Genomic DNA, 22,859 nt, shown 5'->3' with positions numbered 1-22,859 from the left:
CCCTACCACCGGATATTGTAGCGGGCGCTGACGGAGGGCCGAAACCGGTCCTGGTACCCCTGGTCGAGATTGCCGGATACCGTAAGATTTTTACCTAGCTTCTGTTCCAAGCCGACCTTCGAGGTAAAATCATCGAACGTATCGCGGCTGGCACCCGTCAGCACAAAGGCGGTGCCGGTTGCTGAGCGGGTCAACCGCAGAGACTGAGACACATCAAGTCCACTCCACTGCTGCGCCGTGCCATCATAGCGAACCGTCACATTACGATTCGATTCGAAATCAAGTTCCGATGTTGCAATGCGTTTCTGCGAGGTCGTCATCGTCCAGGCGCTGGAACCCGTCAGAGCGTTCATCAACACACCGATATCACCAGCGACTTTCGCGCCGGGCAGGTTGGAGGACAATAACGTGACTGTCCCCCAGAATTTGACCGGCGTATCCAACAGCGCGCCACCATCCGAAGCATTCATACCCATTTCGAGGCCAGCCCGTATGGGCGTTTCGGTCGGAAGTTTCGCACCGATCCGCGCAGTATAGGATGTGTCGGAGTTCTTTGCAGGAGCCCAGATGAGGCCTTTTTCCTGCGCATGACCTAATCCTGATGACAAGCCAATGGCGACGGTGGCGACGAGAACGCCGTGTTTCGTTTTCAAAAACATGTCTCTTCCTCAAGCTTTCATAAAGCGCACCGTCCTTGGGAGACACGGAACACCTTGTTTGGCTATCGACGACACTCACATTCAGGAGCAATCGCTTTAAGTTTGCCGGTGACGCTGCAAGCGACGTGGTTCAGCCCACATCTGTCGTAGCATTCAGCTTCGCAGGCGCGTCTGTGATCATCGGGCATAACGACTGCAACCGCCGATGCCAGATGGAGAGTTGAAACTAGGGGCAAAATGCCGGGCCACGCACTCCGCGCGACGGATTTGGTTCAAGCGTCAAGCGCTACAAATCAGTGACCCGAGACTGCCAGATGAACGGTAGATGAACAAGAGCAAACGCAGCAAAAACGCGTTGTGCGCTGCAATGTGATCGAAACGTAACAGAGGTTAACAAACGTCACAAACGCAAAAGGCCGCAGCGAACGCCACGGCCTCTCGAAAATTTTATGAAAAAAAGCTTACTCGGCGTCGCCTTCAGCAGCCTTCTTCTTGGCAGGCGCCTTCTTCTTCGGAGCGGCTTCTTCGCCTTCCGCAGCTTCAGCCTTGGCTGCTGCCTTCTTCTTGGCAGGCTTCTTCTCAGCCTTTTCGCCTTCTTCGGCGTCTTCCGCCAGCAGCTCTTCCTTCGTAACGGTCTTATCCGTTACAGAGATTTCTTCGAGCAACTTGTCGATGACCTTCTCTTCGAAGATCGGAGCGCGGAGCGAAGCGGAAGCACCTGGTGTGTTGCGGAAGAAATCGAGGATCTCTTTCTGCTGGCCCGGGAACTGCTGAAGCTGTGCGAACAGAGCCCGCTGCATTTCTTCTTCAGTGACTTCAACGCCAGCCTTTTCGCCGATTTCGGAAAGAACCAGGCCGAGACGAACGCGACGTTCAGCCAGCTTGCGGTATTCTTCGCGAGCTTCTTCTTCTGTCGTGTCTTCGTCAGCGAAAGTCTTGCCGGACTGAGCAAGATCGGTGTTGATCTGACGCCAGATGTTTTCGAACTCTGCATCAACCAGACCTGCTGGTGTGTCGAACTGGTAAACTTCGTCCAGCTGATCGAGAATCTGACGCTTCACCTTCTGGCGAGTGACGTTGCTGTACTGGCTTTCGATCTGGCCGCGAACGACTTCCTTCAGCTTTTCAGCAGATTCGAGACCCAGCTTCGTGGCCAGATCATCGTTGATTTCAACAGCAGCTGCGGAAGCGACGTCCTTGACGGTGATGTCGAACACGGCTTCCTTACCAGCGAGGTTCGCCGCAGGATATTCGGTCGGGAACGTAACGGTAATGGCCTTTTCATCGCCAGCCTTGACGCCAACGAGCTGGTCTTCGAAGCCAGGAATAAAGCGGCCCGAGCCGATAACGAGCTCTGCATCTTCAGCAGCGCCGCCATCAAAGGCTTCGCCATCGACCTTGCCGAGGTAGTTCATGGTGACGCGGTCGCCTTCAGCGGCCTTGCCCTTCTTTGTTTCATAGGTACGAGCGCTCTCGGCGATCTTGAGGATCTGCTCGTTGATCTCTTCTTCGGTCACTTCCACGACTTCGCGGATAACCTTGATGCCTTCGTTGGACTTCAGCTCGATCGCTGGAATCACTTCGTAAGCGAGTGTGAATTCCAGATCGCTTTCGGCTGCCAGAATCTTTTCTGCTTCGTCCTGATCTTCCGTCATGGAAATCGAAGGCTGCGTCGCAGACTTCTCGCCGCGGCCGGAAATGATTTCAGAAGGCTTGTCGCGAACGAGTTCGTTCACAAGGTCGGCCATGATGGACTTGCCATACATCTTTTTAAGATGGGCCATTGGCACCTTGCCGGGGCGGAAACCGTTGATGCGAACTTTGTCCTTGGCGTCGGCAAGGCGCTCGTCGAGGCGAGACTTCATATCGGCGGCCGGGATAACGACCTTGATTTCGCGCTTCAGCCCTTCAGCGAGCGTTTCGATAACCTGCATTTTCATACCTTCACATCATGGCGGCGGTGCTCAGACAGCCGTTGGTTTATGTTCGAGCACAGCGCCGGAACCTAAATTCACCGGCCGTAACTATATAAACTGCATGCACAAGCATTTTGCTGGGCAAAAACTGCGCTTGAGCCAGAGAGGCGGCGAAGCAAAAGCATCACACATACCTCTCGGCGATTCATTTGGTGCGGGTAGAGGGACTCGAACCCCCACAACTCTCGTCGCCAGAACCTAAATCTGGTGCGTCTACCAATTCCGCCATACCCGCGCTCTTGAATCCTGCATAAACAACATCTGGCACACGAGGCCTTCCGGAGCGCGCGTCTCTATATCACCCGTTTTCCAGAGCGCAAAGGAAAAATGACGGTTTTACGATGCTATTTCGCACCATTCCGCCGCTCCACCACTCTCTATACATACTGCGCACGGACATTTCATGCGCTAGGACACGTCGCATAGGCACCCTCCCCTTGCCGACGGTTGGAGTCGGAGTATGAACAGACAGCGCGCCTGGCATCGAAGGTAATTAATTCCATCAATATCGCGGCTTCAATTCGTCAAACGACCAAAACAGAATTGCACAACGGTAATTTGCAGCCTTTGAGAGAAATAGCAGCAAGAGTTTCGATTAACTGCCGCTCAATTATGCAAACATTAACAAAATCGCCTAGGAATTAACGATCGCCATGCGTCGGGCGCATAGGTGGCATACTTCATTGTCTGTTTTTGTTCTCGTTAAACCGATTATATTGGGTGTCAGGAAATGAGTTGAGCGCTGATCCCAAGCGGCGCCACAGACAAAGAGGACACGATTATGAACATCACTCGCTCGCTGAACAACTGGCGCAAGTATCGTCAGACAGTTACTGAACTCGGCCGCATGAGCGACCGCGAACTGACTGACCTCGGCATCGGCCGTAGCGACATCCGTCGCGTTGCACGTACAGCAGTCGGCATCTAATTATACGAAATACCGCAGGCGGAACTTCCGCATTATCGGTTGCTATCCTTAAAAAAGGTCTCGAGCTTCGGCTCCGGGGCCTTTTTCTTTGTTTTATCGTGTTTTCGAGCTTTTTTTCCACGCTCGCTTTTGATTTTGCTGTTGCGCCTAAAAAATATACACAGAACGATAAAGGATGCAAAAATAGCCGACACATTGCACAAATGCATGGCAGTCGCCTAAAAACTGCACTCCACATTAGCACTCAGCATATGTATATACACATCAACAGCAGAACGCAGGCAACTGCCTTCGGCAAACAAGTTTAGAAATCAAGAAACAAAGATTGAGGAAATCATCATGAACCCTATCCGCATCGCAAAGAACTGGATCTCTTATCGCCGCACTCTGAACGAACTGGGCAGCCTTTCCAGCCAGACGCTCAGCGACATCGGCCTGACACGTTACGACATCCGCAACGTAGCTTCCCGTTCGTTCCGCTAATCAGCGTAACCAGTCACCTGCTGACCGACCTCCCACGGACGCGGGTTGACCGAGCGACAGGAAATAAAAACGGCGCCTTGTGCGCCGTTTTTTGATTCTGGGATTGAGAACCAGAACTGACATCATTGGGTGGTAACAGCGGATCGAGGATTCCGCGATCTCATACCCAAGACCTTTCCCTCTCCATTATTTACTTCATGCCACTTGATTCGCTTGACACGAGAAACCAAACAATAGAACATAAAGTGAACAAATGGAGTTGCAGCAATGCCAGCAGCAGATAAAACCATTGAAAAGGCTCTTAGCCTTGTCGCTCAATCCCGGAGCCTTCGCGAAAGGGCGCTCGAGCGTCGCCGCGAACTACAGAGACGAACGGAATATATGACCGCAAAGCCGGTTTATATTTTAAAGAAAAATGGCGGCAGGCAATTATCGCTTCGCCTGGACAGTTAGGGCGCCAGCACAAGGTTACGTGCAGGGTCTAAATGCACCCATAGACTAAAGCTGGCAGCAGCCACAAAAAATCCCGTACCACATGTCATTAGCACGGGATTTTTTCGAGCGTATAAACTTGCCTCATTGCATGCGTTCGAGTGCAGACTGTGGGGAAGCTGTTGCTGTTTCGGTGTTACCGAGCAAGCGACTGGTCTTTTTCAAAACCAGAACTGGCTTTTGTGCTCGCTCCGTCGGCATGGCGATACTGGCGGTCTTGAATTCTCGGTCCACCGGAATGGATGCGTTAATTTCTGGCTGTACAATAGAGTCAGCGAGGGCGGCCGATGCGGAGAGGCCAACCATTGCTGCGAGGATGAGAGCTGCCTTCATGTCATTCTCCCTTCGTTTCTATGTTTGAACATTGCTTTTACTTGGGAAACTTGAAATCCTCATGGAGGATCATTCCAAATGAAAAATCGGGCTAATTCTTTCTCATATCGAGTCTATTCTGAAGAGAGCGACGGAAAATCATTGCAACATACGTTCCTCTCAATGGTATGATGAGGGGCTTGTATGTAGAGGCGGCCGTGTTATTGGCGGCTTCTATGATACGGCGAGTATCGGAACTGTTTTGCGACTTCATGTCACGTCTCCTTCGCCGAATTAAACGGAAGAAGAGCGCTTTAGTTCCTCGCCTGCGGGCCAAAGGTTAAGATTTGCGACCGAAAGTTATTAACGCCCCATCACAAGCCCGTTACGAAGTCGAGGCGTCGGGGGCGGAACATCAAAAAGAATGCGTCAAATATCGAAAGTGCCTGTTGCCACGCGCACAGCGTGACCCCCGATTCGTGCCCGCGCGATCTCCTTTTCCTTCACATCCATATGCAGGTGAATGTGAGAGGGTCGGGCCATCTCGACGCCTTGTTCGATGAGGATAGGGTAATGTCCATCTGCCAGACTATCGAAGTGGTGAATAGCGCCAGAGAAAGCGGCAGCCGCAGCGCCGGTCGCCGGATCTTCCGATATGCCCATGCTTGGAGAAAACATGCGCGTATGAAACTTTGCGGCGTGATTGACGCCACCGCGGCAATATAAATAGGCCGAGGCCAGACGTCCTTCCACCAATGGCGCCAGTTTCAGCCATAGAGTGGGATCGAAATCGACTTCCTGCATCGCAGAGAGGTTTTGAACGGGTATCACCAAAAACGGCACGCCAGCCGTCCACAGCGACGGCGCGTGATTCTCAAAGCCGATCTGTGCCTCTGCCAACCCGATGGCATCGGCGATTTGAGCATGATTCAGAGGCAAAATCACGCGGGACGATTTTCTGGGTAGATCGAACTCGGCGAAACTCGCCTCACCCGGGCGAATGCGGATGGCGCAGCGTACCGGCCCAACCAGCTCCTCAAGCACTGAAACCATATCGACTTCGCCTTCGCCATGATTGCTTTCGGCAATCGCAATGGCAGCACCGACGGTGGGATGACCGGCAAAGGGCAGTTCAAAAGCGGGCGTGAAAATACGCAAGGACGCGGCATAGGCTGGATTATCGGACGTCTTGACGAAGACCGTCTCTGACAAATTCATTTCGCGAGCGATAGCCTGCATGGTTTCATCGTCAAGGCCATCTGCACCGAACATCACAGCCAGTGGATTGCCCGCCAGTTTCTGGCGCGTGAAAACATCGTAGATACTGTAACTTATCGCCACGCCTCACACCTTCCGTATCGATGTTCGTTGTCGCAAACTGCCCGACCTCACCGGCCTCCGCAACCCCGATTAATCACGCGTCGGCAAGAAGCTGTGGACTTTTCACTGGCCAGACATGCGTCTGTCGCCTGCTGATGCGCTTTGGCTTGAAAGAGCTTGTCCTGACAGGACTTCTTCATGTACCACAGACCGTCAACAGGGGTGACGGCATGTCGCGTTCAACTGATCATCTATGTTTCGTAGCGTCGACCACCGATGAAGCGCAAGATGCGCGAGACACTCTCATCAAGCAGTATGGCAATACCTCCTTCGAAGAGGCCGACGTGATCATCGTTCTGGGTGGTGACGGATTCATGCTGCAAGTGCTGAATGAAACGATGAATTCCGGCAAACGCATCTATGGCATGAATCGTGGCTCTGTCGGCTTTCTTATGAATGATTATCGTGTCGATGATCTGCCGGAGCGTGTAGCCAAGGCCACCGGAAATGAGTTTCATCCGCTTCGAATGACCGCCATCGATGCCAATGGCGAGGAATTTACTGCCCTTGCAATGAACGAAGTCAGCCTTTTTCGCCAGTCCCATCAGGCAGCCAAGTTGCGCGTCGATGTGGACGGCAAAACGCGGCTCGAAGAACTGATCTGCGATGGCATGATGGTTGCGACGCCAGCAGGCTCTACTGCCTATAATTTTTCGGCCCACGGTCCCATCCTGCCGCTCGAATCACCACTTCTGGCTCTGACACCGGTTAGCGCTTTTCGCCCTCGGCGCTGGCGTGGTGCGCTTCTTCCGAATAAGGTAACCGTCGATATCCATGTTCTCGAGAGCGAAAAACGCCCCGTCAACGCGGTGGCTGATCACATCGAGGTCAAGTCGGTGCAGATGGTGCGTATTGCGCAATCCAAGGACAGAACCGCAAAAATTCTGTCGGACCCGGATCGTTCGTGGTCGGACCGTGTGCTTGCCGAACAATTCACGAATTGACGAAGACAATGATGATCAAAACACTTGTTGCCACCACATTCCTCGCAGCCAGCATCTTCTGCGCCCCAGCCCAGGCGCAGACATCAGATATCGACGCCCTGCCCGCTTCGGTAATTTTCGTTGCAAGCAGCGGCATGTGGGAACAGACTGCCAAGATGCAGGATGGCGCAACCGTCCCGCAGACCAACGGCGGCGAGCCGACACGCGGATATTACAAGGTTGTTGCCGTGCGTCAGGGCGACGGTACGGCCAGAATTTACCTCCAGCAGCTTGCCTATACCGCAGACGGCCCGAGCCTCGTGGAGACTGTGGAACTCGAAGAATTTACGCAGATGAAGGTTTACGTGACGGACATCAGGCCCGAAAGCTCATCTGGCGCGTCCAATGTTCCCGGCCTTTTCGTTACTGTCCACCTGAAAACCGATCCCACCCAGACAGAAGCGGACGCATGGACGGTTCTGATCGATGAGCTCGGTGATATGAAGATCGAAAGAGCTTCCAACTAGATTTCCAGTTCGTCTGGACCCGCAAGCACCGCGCCAAAATGGTGTTGCCACAAGCGCGCGCCCAGAGCGCCGGAACGGTCGAGGCTGGAGCCGATGGTGAGCCACGGAACGAGCGTCGGCTGCAATCCGGCATCAAAGAATGAAAAGCCGGCAGCCAGAACGCAGGTATCTGCCTGGATGCCGCAGACCAGAACGCGGTCGAGGTCAAGTGAGCACAGGTAATCTATGGCCGCCTTCGGTGGTGCATAACCATGCTTGATGAAAATGCGGTCGGCAGGAACGAGAGACTCATCGGCTTTGCCCGGCTTCCAGCCCAACTGACGCTCGAATGGCGTTACGCTTTCGTCGTGACGTTCAACACTCGCGATCGATGGCAGTGATTTGGCCAATTCGGTAATATCGTCAACGAGTTTGGCGGGCGGGCTGAAACTCGGTTGAACATCGACGATATAAAGCACCTGCTTCACTGCTCACCTCCAAAACAAAAAACCTCCCGCAAAACATATTGGGAGAGGCCAATCTTTTATCGACAAGTCCCGGAGGATCAGTCGATATCGGCAACCTCGACATCCGCACCACCGCTGATGCGGTGGGCAAGAGCTGCTTCCATGAATTCGTTCAACTCGCCATCGAGCACATTGCCCGGAGCCGTGCTTTCAACGCCTGTGCGCAAATCCTTGACCAACTGGTAAGGCTGTAGCACGTAGGAGCGGATTTGGTGACCCCAGCCGATATCGGACTTGGAGGCTGCCTGCGCGTTGGCAGCGGCTTCCCGCTTCATCAGTTCAGCCTCATAAAGGCGCGAGCGCAACATTTCCCAGGCTTTGGCGCGGTTCTTGTGCTGCGAGCGCTCCTGCTGGCAGGCAACCGCGATGCCGCTTGGAATATGCGTGATACGCACAGCGGAGTCGGTGGTGTTGACGTGCTGCCCACCGGCACCAGACGAGCGGTATGTATCGATGCGGCAATCGCTTTCGTTGATGTCGATCTGGATCGAGTCATCAACCACCGGATAGACCCAGATGGATGAGAACGACGTATGACGACGCGCATTGCTGTCGTAAGGCGAGATGCGAACGAGGCGATGAACACCCGATTCCGTTTTCATCCAGCCGAAAGCATTGTGGCCCTTGACCAGAATGGTCGCGGATTTGATTCCCGCTTCTTCGCCGTCATGAATTTCAAGGATTTCGACCTTGTAGCCTTGGCGTTCCGCCCAGCGCGTATACATGCGCAGCAGCATGTTGGCCCAGTCCTGGCTTTCCGTACCGCCAGCGCCGGAATGGACCTCGACATAGGTGTCGTTACTATCGGCTTCGCCAGACAGCATCGCCTCCACCTGACGGCGGTTGGCTTCGCTGCGAAGCGACTTCAGCGCGTCTTCGGCTTCCTTGACGATGTCGGCATCGCCTTCGGCCTCACCCATTTCGATCAACTCGATGTTGTCGTTGACCTGCTGTTCCAGAAGTTTCACGCCATTGATGGATTCATCAAGTTGCTGGCGCTCACGCATCAGCTTCTGTGCTTCGGTGGCGTCATTCCAGAGGTTGGGATCCTCGGCCTTGTTGTTCAACCAGTCCAGTCGTCTTATCGCCTGGTCCCAGTCAAAGATGCCTCCTCAGCAGGCTTATGGCCTGCTTGATTTCGTCGACGACGTTCACGATCTCATTGCGCATTTCGCAGATACTTCGCTTTCATTGATAAACTGGGTGGCTGAATAAATGCGAGGGGCGCGGATGTAAAGACCGCGCCCCTCGCCTTTCCATCAATTGAGATCAATAGAGGCCGCCGCCACCGCCGGTAATGGCCTGCTGCGCCTGTGGTGAGGCACGCAGAATATCTTCCTGCGACATCGAGCCATCCATCCCGATGACCGAGAAGCTGCTGGCAGGACCGGTACCTGGCTTGAAGGCTTCCATGATAGTGTCAGGTTCACCTTCATTGGCAGCCATACCGGTCTTGCGGTTGACAGCCACGAACTGCATTCCATCGGGAACGATGAACTTGCTCTGCGGCAGATGCTTGGCAGCTTGAGCGATGAACTCACCGAAAATCGGTGCCGCAAGCGAACCGCCGGTGCCGCCACGTCCCAGTGGTGCCGGGCTGTCGAATCCGATGTAGAGACCAGCAACCAGATCAGGCGTATAGCCTACGAACCATGCGTCTTTTTCATCGTTGGTCGTGCCGGTCTTGCCCGCTACGGGAAGATTGACCTTGATCTTGCCTGCTGCCGTACCGCGCTGCACGACGCCCTCAAGCATGGACGTCGTCTGATAAGCCGTCATCGGATCAAGAACCTGCTCGCGATTGTCAACAATGGTCGGCTCATCCTGATTCTGCCAACTTGGTGCATTGCAGCTTTCGCAGCCACGTTCCTCATGACGGAATATGGTCTTGCCGTAACGGTCCTGAATGCGGTCGATCACGGTCGGATTGATCTGCTTGCCACCATTCGCGATAACGGAATAGGCAGAGACCATCCGCATCACGGTCGTCTCACCTGAACCGAGCGACATGGCCAGAAGCGGCGGCATTTTGTCGTAAATGCCGAACCGCTCGGCATACTCAGCCACCAGATTCATACCCATGTCCTGCGCAAGCCGCACGGTCATCAAGTTACGTGATTTTTCGATACCGAGACGCAGCGTCGAGGGACCGGCTACTTCACCGCCATAGTTCTTCGGACTCCAGACCTGCCCGCCAGAAACAACTTCCAGCGGCGCATCCATGACAACGGATGCAGGGGTGTAACCATTGTCCAAAGCCGCAGCATAGATGAACGGCTTGAAGGAAGAACCCGGCTGACGCATGGCCTGCGTTGCGCGGTTGAACTCGGACTGACCGTAGGAGAAACCGCCGACCATAGCGAGAACACGACCGGTATGCGGGTCCATCACCACCATACCGCCCTGCACCTTGGGAGGCTGACGAAGGCGGTAATCATCGCCCTTGTCCGAAAGAGGCTCGACATAGACGACATCGCCGGCTTTCAGGACGGTCGCGGGTGACTTTGCTGTCGCACGCTGGCCCTTGGCATCACGGTAGGCCCATTTCATGTTTTCAGGCTTGATACGGCCACGGCTACGCAGATCAGGATTTTCCGCATCACCATCCGGACGAAGCCCGATATCGACGCCATCAGCTGTGGCTGACAAGACGACGGCCATCTTCCATTCAGGCACATCGCGAAGCGGTCTCAGCTTCAAAAGTGCGGCAACCCAGTCGCCGGATGCATCGATCTGATCGACCGGGCCATGAAAACCACGACGCTCGTCATAGTCCAACAAGCCGTCCTGAAGGGCCTTGCGGGCTTCCATCTGGATATCGGGGTCGAACGAGGTGCGAACGGAAAGACCGCCTTCCAGCAAAGCCTTTTCGCCGTATTTCTCAACGATCTGACGGCGCGCTTCCTCTGAGAAATAATCGGATGCCGCAAGACGTGCTCCGCCGGTGCGGATGTTCACCCCCAGTGGCTGGGCTTTTGCGTCGGTGGCATCAGCGGCGGTAATGTAGCCATTTTCCGCCATGCGATCGATGACCCAGTTACGACGCTCGATGGCTGCCTTTTCACGGCGCAGCGGATGATAGTTCGCCGGACCCTTGGGAAGCGCGGCCAGATAGGCCGTCTCGGCAATCGTCAATTCGGTCACGGATTTGTTGAAATAGGTCAGCGCAGCGCTGGCTATACCATAGGAATTCAGACCGAAGAAAATCTCGTTGAGATAAAGCTCAAGGATTTTGTCCTTGCTGTAGGCCTGCTCGATGCGGAAGGACAGCACGGCTTCCTTGGCCTTGCGTTCCATCGTCTGCTCATTCGTCAACAGGAAGTTCTTGGCAACCTGCTGCGTAATGGTCGAGCCACCCTGCGTTGGACCACCCGTTGCAAAAGCAACTGCAGCGCGGGCAAAGCCGGTAACATCAATGCCGGGATGCTGATAGAAATTCTTGTCTTCCGCTGAAAGAAACGCTGCTTTGACCCGGTCGGGGACAGCCTGGATCGGCAGGAACAAACGCCGCTGCTTGGCGTACTCCGCCATCAGCGCGCCGTTACCAGCATGAACGCGCGTCGTCACCGGCGGCTCGTAACTCGCCAGGACGGCGTAATCGGGGAGATCCTTCGTTATCGTCATCAAATAAATGGCGACACCACCTGCTGCCACAAGGAACAGCATGCTGGCCAAGCCAAAGAAATATCCAATAAGTCTGATCATATTTAGCTACCGATACTTCGAATCGCAAAAGGTTGCGCCCGTCGTTATGAGCACATTCTCGCATATAGAGTGCCGTTTTGCACACCGCTTCAACGATGACAAGCTGCCAATAGAAGCATTCTCCGATATGTTATCGCGAACCACCTCTTCTGCTCAATGAAAAGAAGCAGCCCTGACCATCGAATCTCACCCTCGAGTAACGTGGGGAATGTGCGTAAAATAGGGCTTCGACCCAATTTATAACGGCTTGGGGTGCGCGGCAAACCGTTTTTAGGGCGACGGACGCATAGATGCCACAGCGGTTAGCTTTGCTTGGGAAGGCCCCTCAGCCGCCATTCGCCAGCGCTTGGGCACGATAGCGCGTAACGGCAGTCGCCAGCGTGTCGGCGACCTTTGCGCGCCACGCCTCGTCCAGCAACAACTTTTCGTCATCCGGGTTGGAGAGGAATCCAAGTTCCAGCAGAACGGACGGCACGTCATGGGCGCGCAACACCTGAAAGCCCGCGTAACGATGCGGGTTGTTGATGAGCCCTACTTGCCCCTCAAAGGATTTAACGATGTTTTCTGCCAAGGTTACGGAAAATGCCTGCGTTTCACGCCGCGTCAGATCGAGAAGAATGTCCGCAACCTCTGGCTGCTCACTCTGAACAGTCACGCCCGCAATCTGATCCGAAAGGTTTTCGCGTTCGGCAAGGTCTTGCGCCATCCGGTCAGAAGCGCGATCTGATATAGTATAGACGGTCGCCCCGCGAATGCCCTTTTGTTTCAGGGTGTCGGCGTGGACGGAGATGAAGAGATTGGCATTTTGCTGACGGGCTAGGATCACGCGCTCTGAAAGAGCCAGAAACGTGTCGTCGTCCCGCGTCAAAAACGCCTTGATACCGGGCAGCTTGTTGAGGCGATCAGCCAGTTGCTTGGCGAATGTCAGAGTAATGACTTTTTCGTCCGTTCCGGAAACGGCACCCTTGGCACCAGCATCGATGCCGCCATGGCCTGCATCAACCGCGATGACGAAATCCGACTGGCGCGATGTTTTCGGCGCGATATCGGCGGTCACCGAAGCGGTCGTCGCGGGCGCAAGAGCGTGCCAGCTCTGATTCTTCAACAGTTCTGCGAATTTCTGCTTCGTCGCCATTTCCGTATCCAGCACGAAACGGAAAATCTTGCCACCATCATCAGACTTGGTTTCGGCGATCACCACATGCGCAGGTTTCTTGGCTGTCAGCACGAGCCGCGCACTGCCCTCACCCATGCTGCCGAAGCGGATATCGCTAAACAGGCCGGTCGGGGCGAGATCGCTGGTCGGAAAAGAAAAGCCGACGGCTGGGAAGTCTACGACGATCCGCGTGGGCGAATCGAGATAATGAACCTCGAATTCCGGCTCCCGGTTGAACTCCATGACGATGCGGGTGCGCGCTTCATCACCAATGATACGCGCCTCGTTCGCAACCAGCGACGGTGCCTGTTCGCTTGCATGCGCCATTTCAAGGCCCGACAGCACACCCAGCAACGCCAAGGCGAAAACCCGACTGATTCGTGCAATCGAAATCCGTATTTGTGACACGTTGATGCCGTCGATCGATGTTTTGATGGTCGCCAAAGTCATTTCCGTATTTGTCGTCTTTTAACAGAGGAAGCCGTCGGTTTCAGCCAAATCCCGTTATTTACCACCGTCAGAATGGCCTGATTTGCGCTGTGGCGCAACAATCGCAGCCCTTGGTGAAGCAATTCTTAATTGTGAAATTCCACCAATGATATGGCATATTTAGCCACCCTATTGCTATTATGACGGATAAAACATACAACGTGAATGAGGGTTAAAAGTGTTGACGGGATAGACGCCCGCCGGCTGCCAATCGACAAAGACGCTGGCGCTGTAATTTCGGGCAATCATCTGCCGTCGCTGCATTTTTCTCCTGAAACTGAATCAATTCCGGCCGTGGCTGGAACAATACCCGGTGGCATGCCACCGCACGCTCGAAGAGAGCATTTTCATCGGATCCTTCGGGATCTATTTATTAAAGTCGTTCTCGCTTGGCCAATGATGTCGTTGCAGCAGCTTTCAAATCAACCGGATACCAGGAGCAGGCATCATGCTTTGCCAGTTGTCCGGATGCTGCCAGTTAACCGACGCCGGGCAAGAAACTTCATTTCCGGCACACCCTTGAAAATAGATGAAAGGCCTGTCCTCGCGACGGGCCTGCTCTCGTATATGACAAGGCTGCGCCGAGGAGCACAGCTTACATGGCAGACAAAATGCTTATCGACGCGTCCCATGAAGAGGAGACGCGCGTTGTTGTAGTTCGTGGAAATCGAATTGAAGAATTCGATTTCGAGTCGGAACACAAGAAGCAAATCCGAGGCAATATCTATCTTGCCAAGGTGACACGCGTAGAGCCTTCCCTTCAGGCAGCATTCGTCGATTACGGCGGCAATCGCCACGGATTTCTCGCTTTCGCAGAAATTCACCCGGATTATTACCAGATCCCTCTGGCCGATAGGCAGGCACTGCTGAGAGCAGAAGCCGAAGATCACCGTCGTAACGACGACTTCGAGTCCGCCAACGATGCGCCTAATGAGCCATCTTCTGCGTCTTCGCTTGCCGTTGATCTTTCCCAAGCCGATCAGCCTGATATCGGTATCGTTGCGGCAACCACCGTTGAAGAAGCCGAAACCACTGAAGTTGCGGCAGAACCTGCTGAAACCGAAGTCGAGGCCGTAGCCGATGAAACGCCTGCAGAAGACGAAAAGCCGAAGAAGCGCGTTCGTCGTCCTCGTACAAAGAAAAAGGCCGAAGCGGATGACGTTTCTGCCGAAGCAGCCCCTTCGGACGAAAGCTCAGAAGACGATGGCAGCAAGGGCGGCGAAATGGCTGCCATGGTCGATACCGATACGATTTCGGAAGAAGTCGAAGGCCTTGGCCGTCGCGACAATGATGATGACGACGATGATGACGATCATCACGAAAAGGAAGTCATTGAATCCGTTGGCGCAGAAGACGCGATGGAAGAAGTTCCAGATCGTATTTCCCGCAAGCCACGCAAACAATACCGCATTCAGGAAGTCATCAAGCGCCGCCAGATCCTTCTGGTTCAGGTTGCCAAGGAAGAACGCGGCAACAAGGGTGCAGCGCTGACGACATATCTGTCGCTCGCCGGTCGTTATTCCGTTTTGATGCCGAACACGGCGCGTGGCGGTGGTATTTCCCGCAAGATCACTCAGCCGACGGACCGCAAGCGTCTGAAGGAAATCGCGCGCGATCTGGAAGTGCCACAGGGCATGGGCGTTATCCTTCGCACAGCCGGTGCCAACCGCACCCGCGTCGAAATCAAGCGCGACTTCGAATATCTGATGCGTCTGTGGGAAAATGTCCGCACGCTGACGCTCAACTCAACCGCTCCTTGCCTCGTGTATGAAGAAGGGTCGCTCATCAAGCGTTCGATCCGCGATCTCTATAACAAGGACATCAGCGAAATCATCGTGTCTGGCGAAGAAGGCTATCGTGAAGCGAAAGACTTCATGAAGATGCTGATGCCGAGCCACGCCAAGGTCGTCCAGCCTTACCGCGATATTCACCCGATCTTCTCGCGTTCGGGCATCGAAGCGCAGCTCGACCGTATGTTGCAGCCGCAGGTGACGTTGAAGTCCGGTGGTTATCTGATCATCAATCAGACGGAAGCGCTGGTTGCCATCGACGTGAACTCCGGTCGTTCGACCCGCGAACATTCCATCGAAGAAACCGCCGTTCAGACGAACCTTGAAGCCGCTGAAGAAGTGGCGCGCCAGCTGCGTCTTCGCGACCTTGCCGGTCTCGTGGTCGTCGACTTCATCGACATGGAAGAAAAACGCAACAACCGTTCCGTCGAAAAGAAGCTCAAGGATTGCCTGAAGAACGACCGCGCCCGCATTCAGGTCGGCCGCATCTCGCATTTCGGCCTGCTGGAAATGTCGCGCCAGCGTATTCGCGCTTCGGTTCTGGAATCCACGACCCAGGTCTGCTCGCATTGCGGCGGCACGGGCCATGTCCGCTCCGAATCCTCCATTGCTCTGCATGTCCTGCGCGGCGTCGAGGAATACCTGTTGCGCAACACCACGCACAACATCACGGTCCGCTGCACGCCGGATACCGCGCTCTATCTGCTCAACCACAAGCGCGCGACGATTGTCGATTATGAAGTTCGCTTCGGCGTGGCCATCATCATCGCGGCCGATGAGAGCGTTGGTGCGCAGCACTTCGCAATCGATCGCGGTGAAGCCGTCGAAAATCCGGTGAAGATCGAAAGCCTCATCCAGATGCTTCCTGACTTCGAGGAAGAGGAAGACGACATCATCATCGAAGCCGATGAGGATGAAGACGAGGATGAAGTCGTCGTGAAGGCGGAGAAGACCGAAGCACGTCCCGCGCAGGCCGATACGGGTGAAGACGGCAAGCGCAAGCGCAAGCGTCGTCGTCGTCGTCGGGGTAAGAATGGCGGCCAGAACGGCGCCGAGGCCAATGGTGATGCGGAAGACGACACGTCGTCTGACGATCAGGATGACGACGCAGACGCAGATTCCGATGAAGAGGCGTCCGCCTCGACACCGGAAACAGGCGACAGCGCGACATCTGACGATGGCAAGCGGAAGCGCCGCCGCCGTGGTAAACGGGGTGGACGCCGCAATCGCGACGAAAACGGCAACCTCATCGATGAGGATGGCTCTGAGCCTGAAATATCCGAGGGCGTTGAAGACGGTGCTGCTGCCGCTGCGATAGAGGGCGTCGAAGAGCCCACAGTCGTAGAAGCAGTCAAGGCCGAAGCAGCAACTCCAACCGTGGAAGAAACGGAAAAGCCGAAGAAGCCACGCCGGACCCGCAAGGCCAAGGAAACCGCAACTAAGGAGCCTGTAGAAGCTGCTGCTGCTGCTGCTCCGACCCAGGCTCCCGCTCCTATCCCCGTCGAAACGGTGGAACCCATTGTCGTTGAAGTGACCGTCGCAGACGTTGCGGTCGAAGAAGCTGGCGAAGCCTCTGCTGATCTCGGAAACGAGATTGCGGAAAGCACCAAGCCTGCCCGTGCCAACCGTGGTGACAACGTGTCCTCCTCGGAGCCAGTCGTCACCTCGCCATCAGGCGAAGGCGCCGAAGGCGGCGATCAGTCCAAGCCACGCAAGGGCGGCTGGTGGCAAAGACGCGGCTTTTTCTAAGAAGCAGCCGTCGAAACCGACGTGACCAATCAGAGAGGCTCCGTTTTGCGGGGCCTCTTTCGTTTTCAGAGGAACCTACCCGCAGCGCCCGTGATAAAGCGGGGTTAGGCGACATAGACAGAAGATATTGTTGTCAGTTGCCGCCGATGGTATCGATAAGGTCATGAGAACAAACAAGCCGATGACCGAATCGGATTATAAGTCGCTGCTCCTGAAAATCCTGCGAGCGCACGCACCGTCCGCGTTGGAAAACTTACGGCACTTAAAACAAAATCTCCCCGGGAAGACACACATGCTAATGATCGGCATACATCCCGGTCAGTCCGAAGAAGGTTTCTTTGACATTGTGGTTCACTTGGACGGGCCGGATCTCTACGTCCTCAACAAAGCTGTCGCGCCATACCGCACATTATTCGAAGTTCAGTGCATTGATGGTCGTATGCAGCCCGATGTCCCTATGTACGGTGCAGAAGAAGTGTGCTTTTCCGTCAATGATGCCATTGTCGACGTCAGCATAGAGTGGATTGAACAGTTCTGGTGTGAATTTGGCGGTGTCGGTCTACCAGCACAGGTCTTTGGAGAAGAAGGCTACGGCGCGTGGCCAAATGCTATTTATAGTGCAGAGAACACGCAGTACGCATAAAGCCGTATCGTTTCCGATACGGCTTTCAAATATGATACATGATCTGAAAGAAGGCAGACAGCCCGCTCAGCGAACCGTCACTCGTCGCGATATACCTTTTCACGGCGCTCGTGGCGTTCCTGGGCTTCGATGGACAGGGTTGCTATGGGACGCGCGTCCAGTCTCTTGATGCCGATTGGCTCGCCGGTTTCTTCGCAATAGCCATATGTACCTTCGTCGATCCGTTGGAGCGCTGCATCGATTTTCGAAATCAGCTTTCTCTGGCGGTCACGGGCGCGAAGCTCGATTGCGCGGTCCGTCTCGGATGATGCCCTGTCAGCCAGGTCCGGATGGTTGGCGCTTTCTTCTGCGAGATGACCCAGCGTCTCGCGCGCTTCTCTCAGAATGTCGTTCCTCCAGCCGACCAGCTTCGCCCGAAAATAGGCTTTCTGGTTGGCGTTCATGAACTCATCGCTTTCCGAGAGCACATAATTGCTAAGATCGATCTTCTCACTCACGCGATTCTCCTCGAAGAACATCTCACATGGCGCGGGTATACTCCAATGCGACACAGCCATTCAAGTGCGCAGAACGGTTTTCAGGCATTTTTAAATCTGTCACAAAATTCAGCTAAACGGTTATTTTTTAAGCTTTATTCGCGAAACACGAATTATTTCTTCAATCACGTTATGAGAACTTGATTATATAGGCCTCCACTTGCAGTGACTTCATCTGTTCCTGTAAAGCTTGCCAACGATGTTCACACCTGCATGGGATGTCCCGGAAATGCCAGTGCTTCAACCGCCACCGTTCCGGGTCTATCTGATGCGACACGCGCATGCTGCGTGGCCTGTTGCCGGTGAGCGGGACTTCGACAGGCGCCTGGATGACGTGGGCTATGCGGAGGTCGAAATCGTCGGTGCGCGCGCAGCGGAAAAGGGCTACCTCCCCGATGTCGTATTGAGCTCGACAGCGACGCGTTGTGGCGAAACTGCTAAGTCCGTGCGGCGCGCATTCAACGACGCCTTCGACATCAGCTATGTCGACGAGATGTACAACGCCCAGCCGGAAACCTATCTCGCATTGATAGTCGCTCAAGCGCCAAGCCGTTCCGTGATGCTGATTGGGCATAACCCGACGCTGGATGCCGTTGCGGAAGCGTTTCTAGGCCAGCGGAAAATGGAAAGCCTGTTGCCATCTGGCTTTCCCACCGCGGGCCTTGCCGTGCTCGACGCAAAGCTTGGGGGTGATAGCAGGGTGACGGAATGGCAAATGCTCGAATTCCTCGCCCCATAAAGCGAGAGTTTGCCATATAAAAACTTTCCATGGCCCGCTTCTTTTTTAAGCAGCCGCCAGCCCTATATATTTTCATGAACCGAAATATTTTGTGGGAAACATTCATTGGCGCCATCCCTTACATCCGTCACCGATAGCGCATTGATTGCCATAGACAATCTCACGGATCGCGCGAGCGCCCTGACCAACCCGACCTTGAGACTGGGCGTGACGGGGCTTTCGCGGGCGGGGAAGACAGTTTTCATCTCCTCGCTGGTCCACAATCTACTAAATGGCGGCCGCCTTCCATTGTTTGAGGCGCTTCGCTCTGGCCGAGTTTCCAACGTGCGGCTGGAGCCACAGCCGGATGACGCCATTCCACGTTTTCAGTATGAGGATCATATTCAGGCGCTGGTGCGCGACCGCATCTGGCCCGATTCGACCCGCGCCATTTCCGAATTGCGCATCACGCTGGATTACCAGAGCGCCAGCGGTTGGGGTCGATGGTTCTCGTCAGGCCGTCTTGCCATCGATATCGTCGATTATCCCGGAGAGTGGCTGCTGGACCTGCCGCTCCTGACTCAGGATTATAAGACCTTCAGCGACAATACCCTTTCCCTCGCCACCCAGGGCGTTCGTGCAGAGCTTGCGCGTGAATGGCTGGAAATCGCCACCTCGGTGAATATTGACGGCCCAGCCGATGAGATGACCGCGCGACGTCTGGCGGAAAGTTTCGCCACTTACCTTCGCGCCTGCAAATCGGATGAGCGCTCGCTTTCTACCCTGCCACCCGGGCGCTTCCTGATGCCGGGTGATCTGGAGGGCTCTCCTGCCCTTACCTTCTCGCCTCTTCCAGGCTTGAGCGATGCGAGAGCACCGAAGGGTTCGCTCAGAGCGATGATGGAGCGGCGTTATGAAGCCTACAAGTCCATCGTTGTGAAGCCGTTTTTTCGTGAGCATTTCGCTCGCCTCGACAGACAGATCGTGCTGATCGATGCGCTGCAGGCCGTCAATCGCGGCCCGGAGGCAGTGCAGGACCTTGAACGTGCTCTGGGTGATGTTCTTGCTTGCTTCCGCCCCGGCAAGAACAGCCTGTTGTCGTCTCTGGTGCGCCGGCGCATCGACAAGGTGCTGGTCGCGGCAACAAAAGCGGACCATCTTCACCACGAAAGCCATGACCGCCTCGAAAACCTCACGAGACGCCTCGTGGACCGCGCGATAACCACCATCGGCATGAGCGGTGCAGGCATCGAGGTTATGGCGCTCGCCTCCGTGCGCGCCACCAAAGAGGCCAGCGTGCGTCAGGACGGCCACTCGCTTCCCGTCATCGTCGGAACGCCGATTGCAGGCGAGAAGATCAATGGCGAAATCTTCGACGGCAATCGCACGACGGCCATTTTCCCGGGCGATCTGCCGGAAGACCCGGAACCGCTGTTTCGGGCACTGGATGCAGAGGGCGATAAGGCCGATCTGCCGGATGTGAACGTCTTGCGTTTTCGCCCGCCCAAGCTGGAGGAAACCAGTGGTGGCATAAAGCTGTCCGTTCCGCACATCCGGCTGGACCGCGCCATGCAGTTCCTCTTTGGAGACAAGCTCGCATGAAGGACGACAGCAACACACCTGGCCGCCGGCCGGCCGCCTTCACGCTGGAGAGCGAACCAGCGCCCGCTCACATGGGGGATATCAAGCGGTCACCCCGTAGCTTCGACGCCGATATCTCCATGACGCCGGATGAGGAAGACCCGTTTCTAGCCCCGGAGGAAATCGACAAGAGTTCCCTGCCCGTCGCAGCGCCGCGCAAGCGCAAATTCTCCTTTGGCAAACTGGCCATGGGCGCGGTCGGCGTGCTGTTCTCGCTTGCCTTCGGGCTTTGGGCCGACCAGCTGATCCGCGATCTTTTTTCGCGATCGGACTGGCTGGGTTATACGGCGAGCGTCGCGCTGGCCGTCGCCGCCTTTGCAGTCGTCGCTCTGGTGGCACGGGAAACGATCGGTATCATGCGGCTAAATGCCGTCCAGTCGCTGAAATCAGACGCGGAAAAGGCGGCGCTCGATAAAAAATCGACGGCTGCACGCGCCGTCATCGTGCGGTTGAACGCCGTGCTGGCGCACCGGGCCGAGACGGCAAAGGGTCGTGCCGCGCTGAAGGAGACGGAAAACGACGTCATAGACGGCCCGCATCTCATCGAACTTGCGGAACGCGAATTGCTGAGCCCGCTGGACCGTCAGGCACGCGCGCTGATCATGAATTCCTCCAAGCGCGTCTCTGTCGTCACCGCCGTCAGCCCGCGTGCGGTCGTTGACCTCGCCTATGTGCTGTTTGAGGTCACACGGTTGGTTCGGACCATGGCAGAGCTCTACGGTGGCCGACCCGGCACGCTTGGCATGCTGAGACTGTTGCGGGATGTCGTTGCGCATCTGGCTGTAACAGGGTCGATTGCGGTGGGTGATGGACTGGCCCAGCAGGTCTTGGGCCACGGCATTGCCTCGCGGCTTTCCGCACGGTTGGGCGAAGGCGTCATCAATGGTTTGATGACGGCACGAATCGGTATCGCCGCCATGGATTTGTGCCGTCCACTGCCGTTCAGGGCTTTGAAACGCCCTGGCATCAGCGATTTTGTTTCCGATCTCACCCCTGATTTGACGAACCGCAAAAATGATGAGAAGCCCTGAGATACAAGGCTTCCATAGGTCAAAAGGTTACGATCGCTCAAGCTAATCTCGGGCAAATAAACCAAGCATTAACCATTCGCGACATAGATTGACCCTACACAAAGCGGCCATTTCGCCAGGGAAAGTATCATGTATTCGCGCTTCTTTTCGCTACTGGGCGGACTTGCCGCCGTTATGTCCGTCAGCGGCGGACTTGCAGTTTCCGACGTTCAGGCCGCATCCCGCGATGACGTCTTCTTCGGCTCCGTGGCAGGCGTTTGGTCCGGTCCAGGCGAGATCGTTGCCGGAAAATACAAGGGCACGAAGTTCACGTGCGATCTGACGGGCGAGCCGCTGGGCGACAAGGAAACCGGCATCAAGCTGGGCGGCACATGCCGCGTCGGCGTATTCAAGCAGCCGATGTCCGCCGTCATTGCCAAAAAGGGCAATAGCTACGAGGGCAAATTTCTCGATGGCTCAGAAGGCAAGGGACTGGATATCGTGTCCGGTCAGGTCAGCGGTGACAAAGTCGTCGTCGGCATCAACCGCGCGAAGCTGAACGGTGCCATGGTAGCACGCGTCACCGACAACACCTCGATGAACATCACCATTTCCGTAAAAGTCGCGGACCAGATGGTTCCAGTCATCGGGCTGACGCTGGCGCGCAATGTCGACCAGATGGCGGTTGGCTCCATCAAGCAGTAAGCCTTCCGGGTATATCATTCGTTCGAGAACGGGAGTGTCCACCACTCCCGTTTTTTGTTTGCCATACGGATACCGGTCTTGTCGGCATTTTCCAGCCAGTCGGTCACCGACCTGCCATTGACCATTATCTGCGGCGCAATATCGGCCAGCGGCATCAGCACGAATGCGCGCTCCGTCATGCGTGGATGCGGAATTTCCACTCTTTCGGTCTCGATCGTTTTGTCGCCATAGGTCAGTACATCGATGTCGATGGTGCGCGGCCCCCACCGCTCGCTGCGCACCCGTTTCATACCGCGCTCTATATCCAGACACAGGTCCAGCAGCTCCTCGGCCGTAAGCGAGGTTTCGACCGTTGCGCAGCAATTGAAGAAATCGGCTTGATCCGTCTTTCCCCATGGCGGCGTGCTGTAAAGCTGAGAGACGGCCAACAGGCGACAGTTTTCGTGGTTTGCAAAGGTGTCCAGCGCCTGTGACATGGCGGCAGGCGGATTACCGATATTGCCACCCAAACCCAGCGCCGCCAGGGTCATG

General features: G+C 55.4%; 21 protein-coding genes and 1 tRNA gene. 11 read left to right on the top strand and 11 right to left on the bottom strand.

The window, feature by feature from the left end; genetic code table 11:
• Positions 1 to 2 precede the first annotated feature (2 nt).
• The 3 genes from ATO67_RS00585 to ATO67_RS00575 form a co-directional block, all read right to left on the bottom strand.
• The gene (locus tag ATO67_RS00585) at positions 3 to 659 is read right to left on the bottom strand and encodes a hypothetical protein (RefSeq protein WP_067642826.1); all 657 of its coding nucleotides are present in this window, start codon (positions 657 to 659) and stop codon (positions 3 to 5) included.
• Positions 660 to 1,120: 461 nt separating this feature from the next.
• The gene (gene tig / locus ATO67_RS00580) at positions 1,121 to 2,593 is read right to left on the bottom strand and encodes a trigger factor (protein WP_067644152.1); all 1,473 of its coding nucleotides are present in this window, start codon (positions 2,591 to 2,593) and stop codon (positions 1,121 to 1,123) included.
• A gap of 192 nt (positions 2,594 to 2,785) precedes the next feature.
• Positions 2,786 to 2,870, bottom strand: a tRNA-Leu gene (locus tag ATO67_RS00575).
• A gap of 546 nt (positions 2,871 to 3,416) precedes the next feature.
• On the opposite strand from ATO67_RS00575, the gene ATO67_RS22200 reads away from it, so the two are divergent.
• The 3 genes from ATO67_RS22200 to ATO67_RS22190 all read left to right on the top strand — a co-directional run bounded on the left by ATO67_RS22200 (position 3,417) and on the right by ATO67_RS22190 (position 4,499).
• Positions 3,417 to 3,563, top strand: coding sequence for a DUF1127 domain-containing protein (locus tag ATO67_RS22200; protein ID WP_082760104.1), 147 nt, complete (start codon positions 3,417 to 3,419; stop codon positions 3,561 to 3,563).
• Between the two features lie 339 nt (positions 3,564 to 3,902).
• A complete protein-coding gene (locus tag ATO67_RS22195) occupies positions 3,903 to 4,046 on the top strand; it encodes a DUF1127 domain-containing protein (RefSeq protein WP_077100706.1) in 144 nt (47 codons plus the stop codon).
• Positions 4,047 to 4,313: 267 nt separating this feature from the next.
• Entirely contained in the window at positions 4,314 to 4,499 is a 186-nt protein-coding gene (locus tag ATO67_RS22190) for a hypothetical protein (RefSeq protein ID WP_082760103.1), read from the top strand.
• A gap of 123 nt (positions 4,500 to 4,622) precedes the next feature.
• Here ATO67_RS22190 and ATO67_RS00570 read toward each other — a convergent pair whose 3' ends face one another.
• Both ATO67_RS00570 and ATO67_RS00565 read right to left on the bottom strand, forming a co-directional pair.
• Positions 4,623 to 4,871, bottom strand: coding sequence for a hypothetical protein (locus tag ATO67_RS00570; protein WP_067642823.1), 249 nt, complete (start codon positions 4,869 to 4,871; stop codon positions 4,623 to 4,625).
• Between the two features lie 408 nt (positions 4,872 to 5,279).
• A complete protein-coding gene (locus ATO67_RS00565; protein ID WP_067642820.1) occupies positions 5,280 to 6,191 on the bottom strand; it encodes a PhzF family phenazine biosynthesis protein in 912 nt (303 codons plus the stop codon).
• 209 nt (positions 6,192 to 6,400) lie between these two features.
• Between ATO67_RS00565 and ATO67_RS00560 the strand changes: the two genes are divergently transcribed.
• Both ATO67_RS00560 and ATO67_RS00555 read left to right on the top strand, forming a co-directional pair.
• Entirely contained in the window at positions 6,401 to 7,174 is a 774-nt protein-coding gene (locus tag ATO67_RS00560; RefSeq protein WP_067644149.1) for an NAD kinase, read from the top strand.
• A gap of 11 nt (positions 7,175 to 7,185) precedes the next feature.
• A complete protein-coding gene (locus tag ATO67_RS00555; protein WP_067642817.1) occupies positions 7,186 to 7,680 on the top strand; it encodes a hypothetical protein in 495 nt (164 codons plus the stop codon).
• On the opposite strand, the gene ATO67_RS00550 is transcribed toward ATO67_RS00555, so the two are convergent.
• The 4 genes from ATO67_RS00550 to ATO67_RS00535 all read right to left on the bottom strand — a co-directional run bounded on the left by ATO67_RS00550 (position 7,677) and on the right by ATO67_RS00535 (position 13,374).
• Positions 7,677 to 8,147, bottom strand: a complete 471-nt coding sequence (locus ATO67_RS00550) for a cysteine hydrolase family protein (RefSeq protein WP_067642815.1) — start codon at positions 8,145 to 8,147, stop codon at positions 7,677 to 7,679. The genes ATO67_RS00555 and ATO67_RS00550 overlap by 4 nt on opposite strands.
• 77 nt (positions 8,148 to 8,224) lie before the next feature.
• Positions 8,225 to 9,356, bottom strand: a protein-coding gene (gene prfB / locus ATO67_RS00545) for a peptide chain release factor 2 (RefSeq protein ID WP_170063900.1) whose coding sequence is annotated in 2 segments (ribosomal slippage) — positions 8,225 to 9,286 and positions 9,288 to 9,356 — 1,131 coding nt in all. Because the reading frame shifts where the segments join, the coding sequence is not laid out codon by codon here.
• Between the two features lie 99 nt (positions 9,357 to 9,455).
• Positions 9,456 to 11,891, bottom strand: coding sequence for a penicillin-binding protein 1A (locus tag ATO67_RS00540; RefSeq protein ID WP_067642809.1), 2,436 nt, complete (start codon positions 11,889 to 11,891; stop codon positions 9,456 to 9,458).
• 325 nt (positions 11,892 to 12,216) lie between these two features.
• Positions 12,217 to 13,374 (bottom strand): N-acetylmuramoyl-L-alanine amidase, encoded by a 1,158-nt coding sequence (locus tag ATO67_RS00535; RefSeq protein ID WP_245303763.1) that lies wholly within the window; start codon positions 13,372 to 13,374, stop codon positions 12,217 to 12,219.
• 761 nt (positions 13,375 to 14,135) lie between these two features.
• On the opposite strand from ATO67_RS00535, the gene ATO67_RS00530 reads away from it, so the two are divergent.
• On the top strand, positions 14,136 to 17,075 hold the full coding sequence (locus tag ATO67_RS00530) for an Rne/Rng family ribonuclease (protein WP_067642806.1): 2,940 nt from the start codon (positions 14,136 to 14,138) through the stop codon (positions 17,073 to 17,075).
• Positions 17,076 to 17,205: 130 nt separating this feature from the next.
• Positions 17,206 to 17,718, top strand: a complete 513-nt coding sequence (locus ATO67_RS00525) for a DUF6389 family protein (protein ID WP_157940970.1) — start codon at positions 17,206 to 17,208, stop codon at positions 17,716 to 17,718.
• 77 nt (positions 17,719 to 17,795) lie between these two features.
• Here the strand turns inward: ATO67_RS00525 and dksA are convergent, their stop codons facing one another.
• The gene (gene dksA / locus ATO67_RS00520) at positions 17,796 to 18,215 is read right to left on the bottom strand and encodes an RNA polymerase-binding protein DksA (RefSeq protein ID WP_067644141.1); all 420 of its coding nucleotides are present in this window, start codon (positions 18,213 to 18,215) and stop codon (positions 17,796 to 17,798) included.
• 268 nt (positions 18,216 to 18,483) lie between these two features.
• On the opposite strand from dksA, the gene ATO67_RS00515 reads away from it, so the two are divergent.
• The 4 genes from ATO67_RS00515 to ATO67_RS00500 all read left to right on the top strand — a co-directional run bounded on the left by ATO67_RS00515 (position 18,484) and on the right by ATO67_RS00500 (position 22,328).
• Entirely contained in the window at positions 18,484 to 18,993 is a 510-nt protein-coding gene (locus ATO67_RS00515; RefSeq protein WP_067644138.1) for a SixA phosphatase family protein, read from the top strand.
• Between the two features lie 105 nt (positions 18,994 to 19,098).
• Positions 19,099 to 20,574, top strand: coding sequence for a YcjX family GTP-binding protein (locus ATO67_RS00510; RefSeq protein ID WP_067642801.1), 1,476 nt, complete (start codon positions 19,099 to 19,101; stop codon positions 20,572 to 20,574).
• On the top strand, positions 20,571 to 21,644 hold the full coding sequence (locus tag ATO67_RS00505; protein WP_067642798.1) for a YcjF family protein: 1,074 nt from the start codon (positions 20,571 to 20,573) through the stop codon (positions 21,642 to 21,644). Before ATO67_RS00510 ends, ATO67_RS00505 begins: the two co-directional genes overlap by 4 nt.
• A gap of 129 nt (positions 21,645 to 21,773) precedes the next feature.
• On the top strand, positions 21,774 to 22,328 hold the full coding sequence (locus ATO67_RS00500; protein WP_067642795.1) for a hypothetical protein: 555 nt from the start codon (positions 21,774 to 21,776) through the stop codon (positions 22,326 to 22,328).
• A 14-nt stretch (positions 22,329 to 22,342) separates the two neighbouring features.
• Here the strand turns inward: ATO67_RS00500 and folK are convergent, their stop codons facing one another.
• Positions 22,343 to 22,858 carry a 2-amino-4-hydroxy-6-hydroxymethyldihydropteridine diphosphokinase gene (folK, locus tag ATO67_RS00495; RefSeq protein WP_067644135.1) on the bottom strand — a complete coding sequence of 172 codons (516 nt, stop codon included), beginning with the start codon at positions 22,856 to 22,858 and terminating at the stop codon, positions 22,343 to 22,345.
• Position 22,859 lies beyond the last annotated feature (1 nt).

It is taken from the genome of Agrobacterium bohemicum (assembly GCF_001562555.1).
GTDB lineage: Bacteria > Pseudomonadota > Alphaproteobacteria > Rhizobiales > Rhizobiaceae > Agrobacterium > Agrobacterium bohemicum.
Note: the sequence above shows the minus strand (reverse complement) of the source record. Positions and strands in the feature narration are given on the sequence as shown.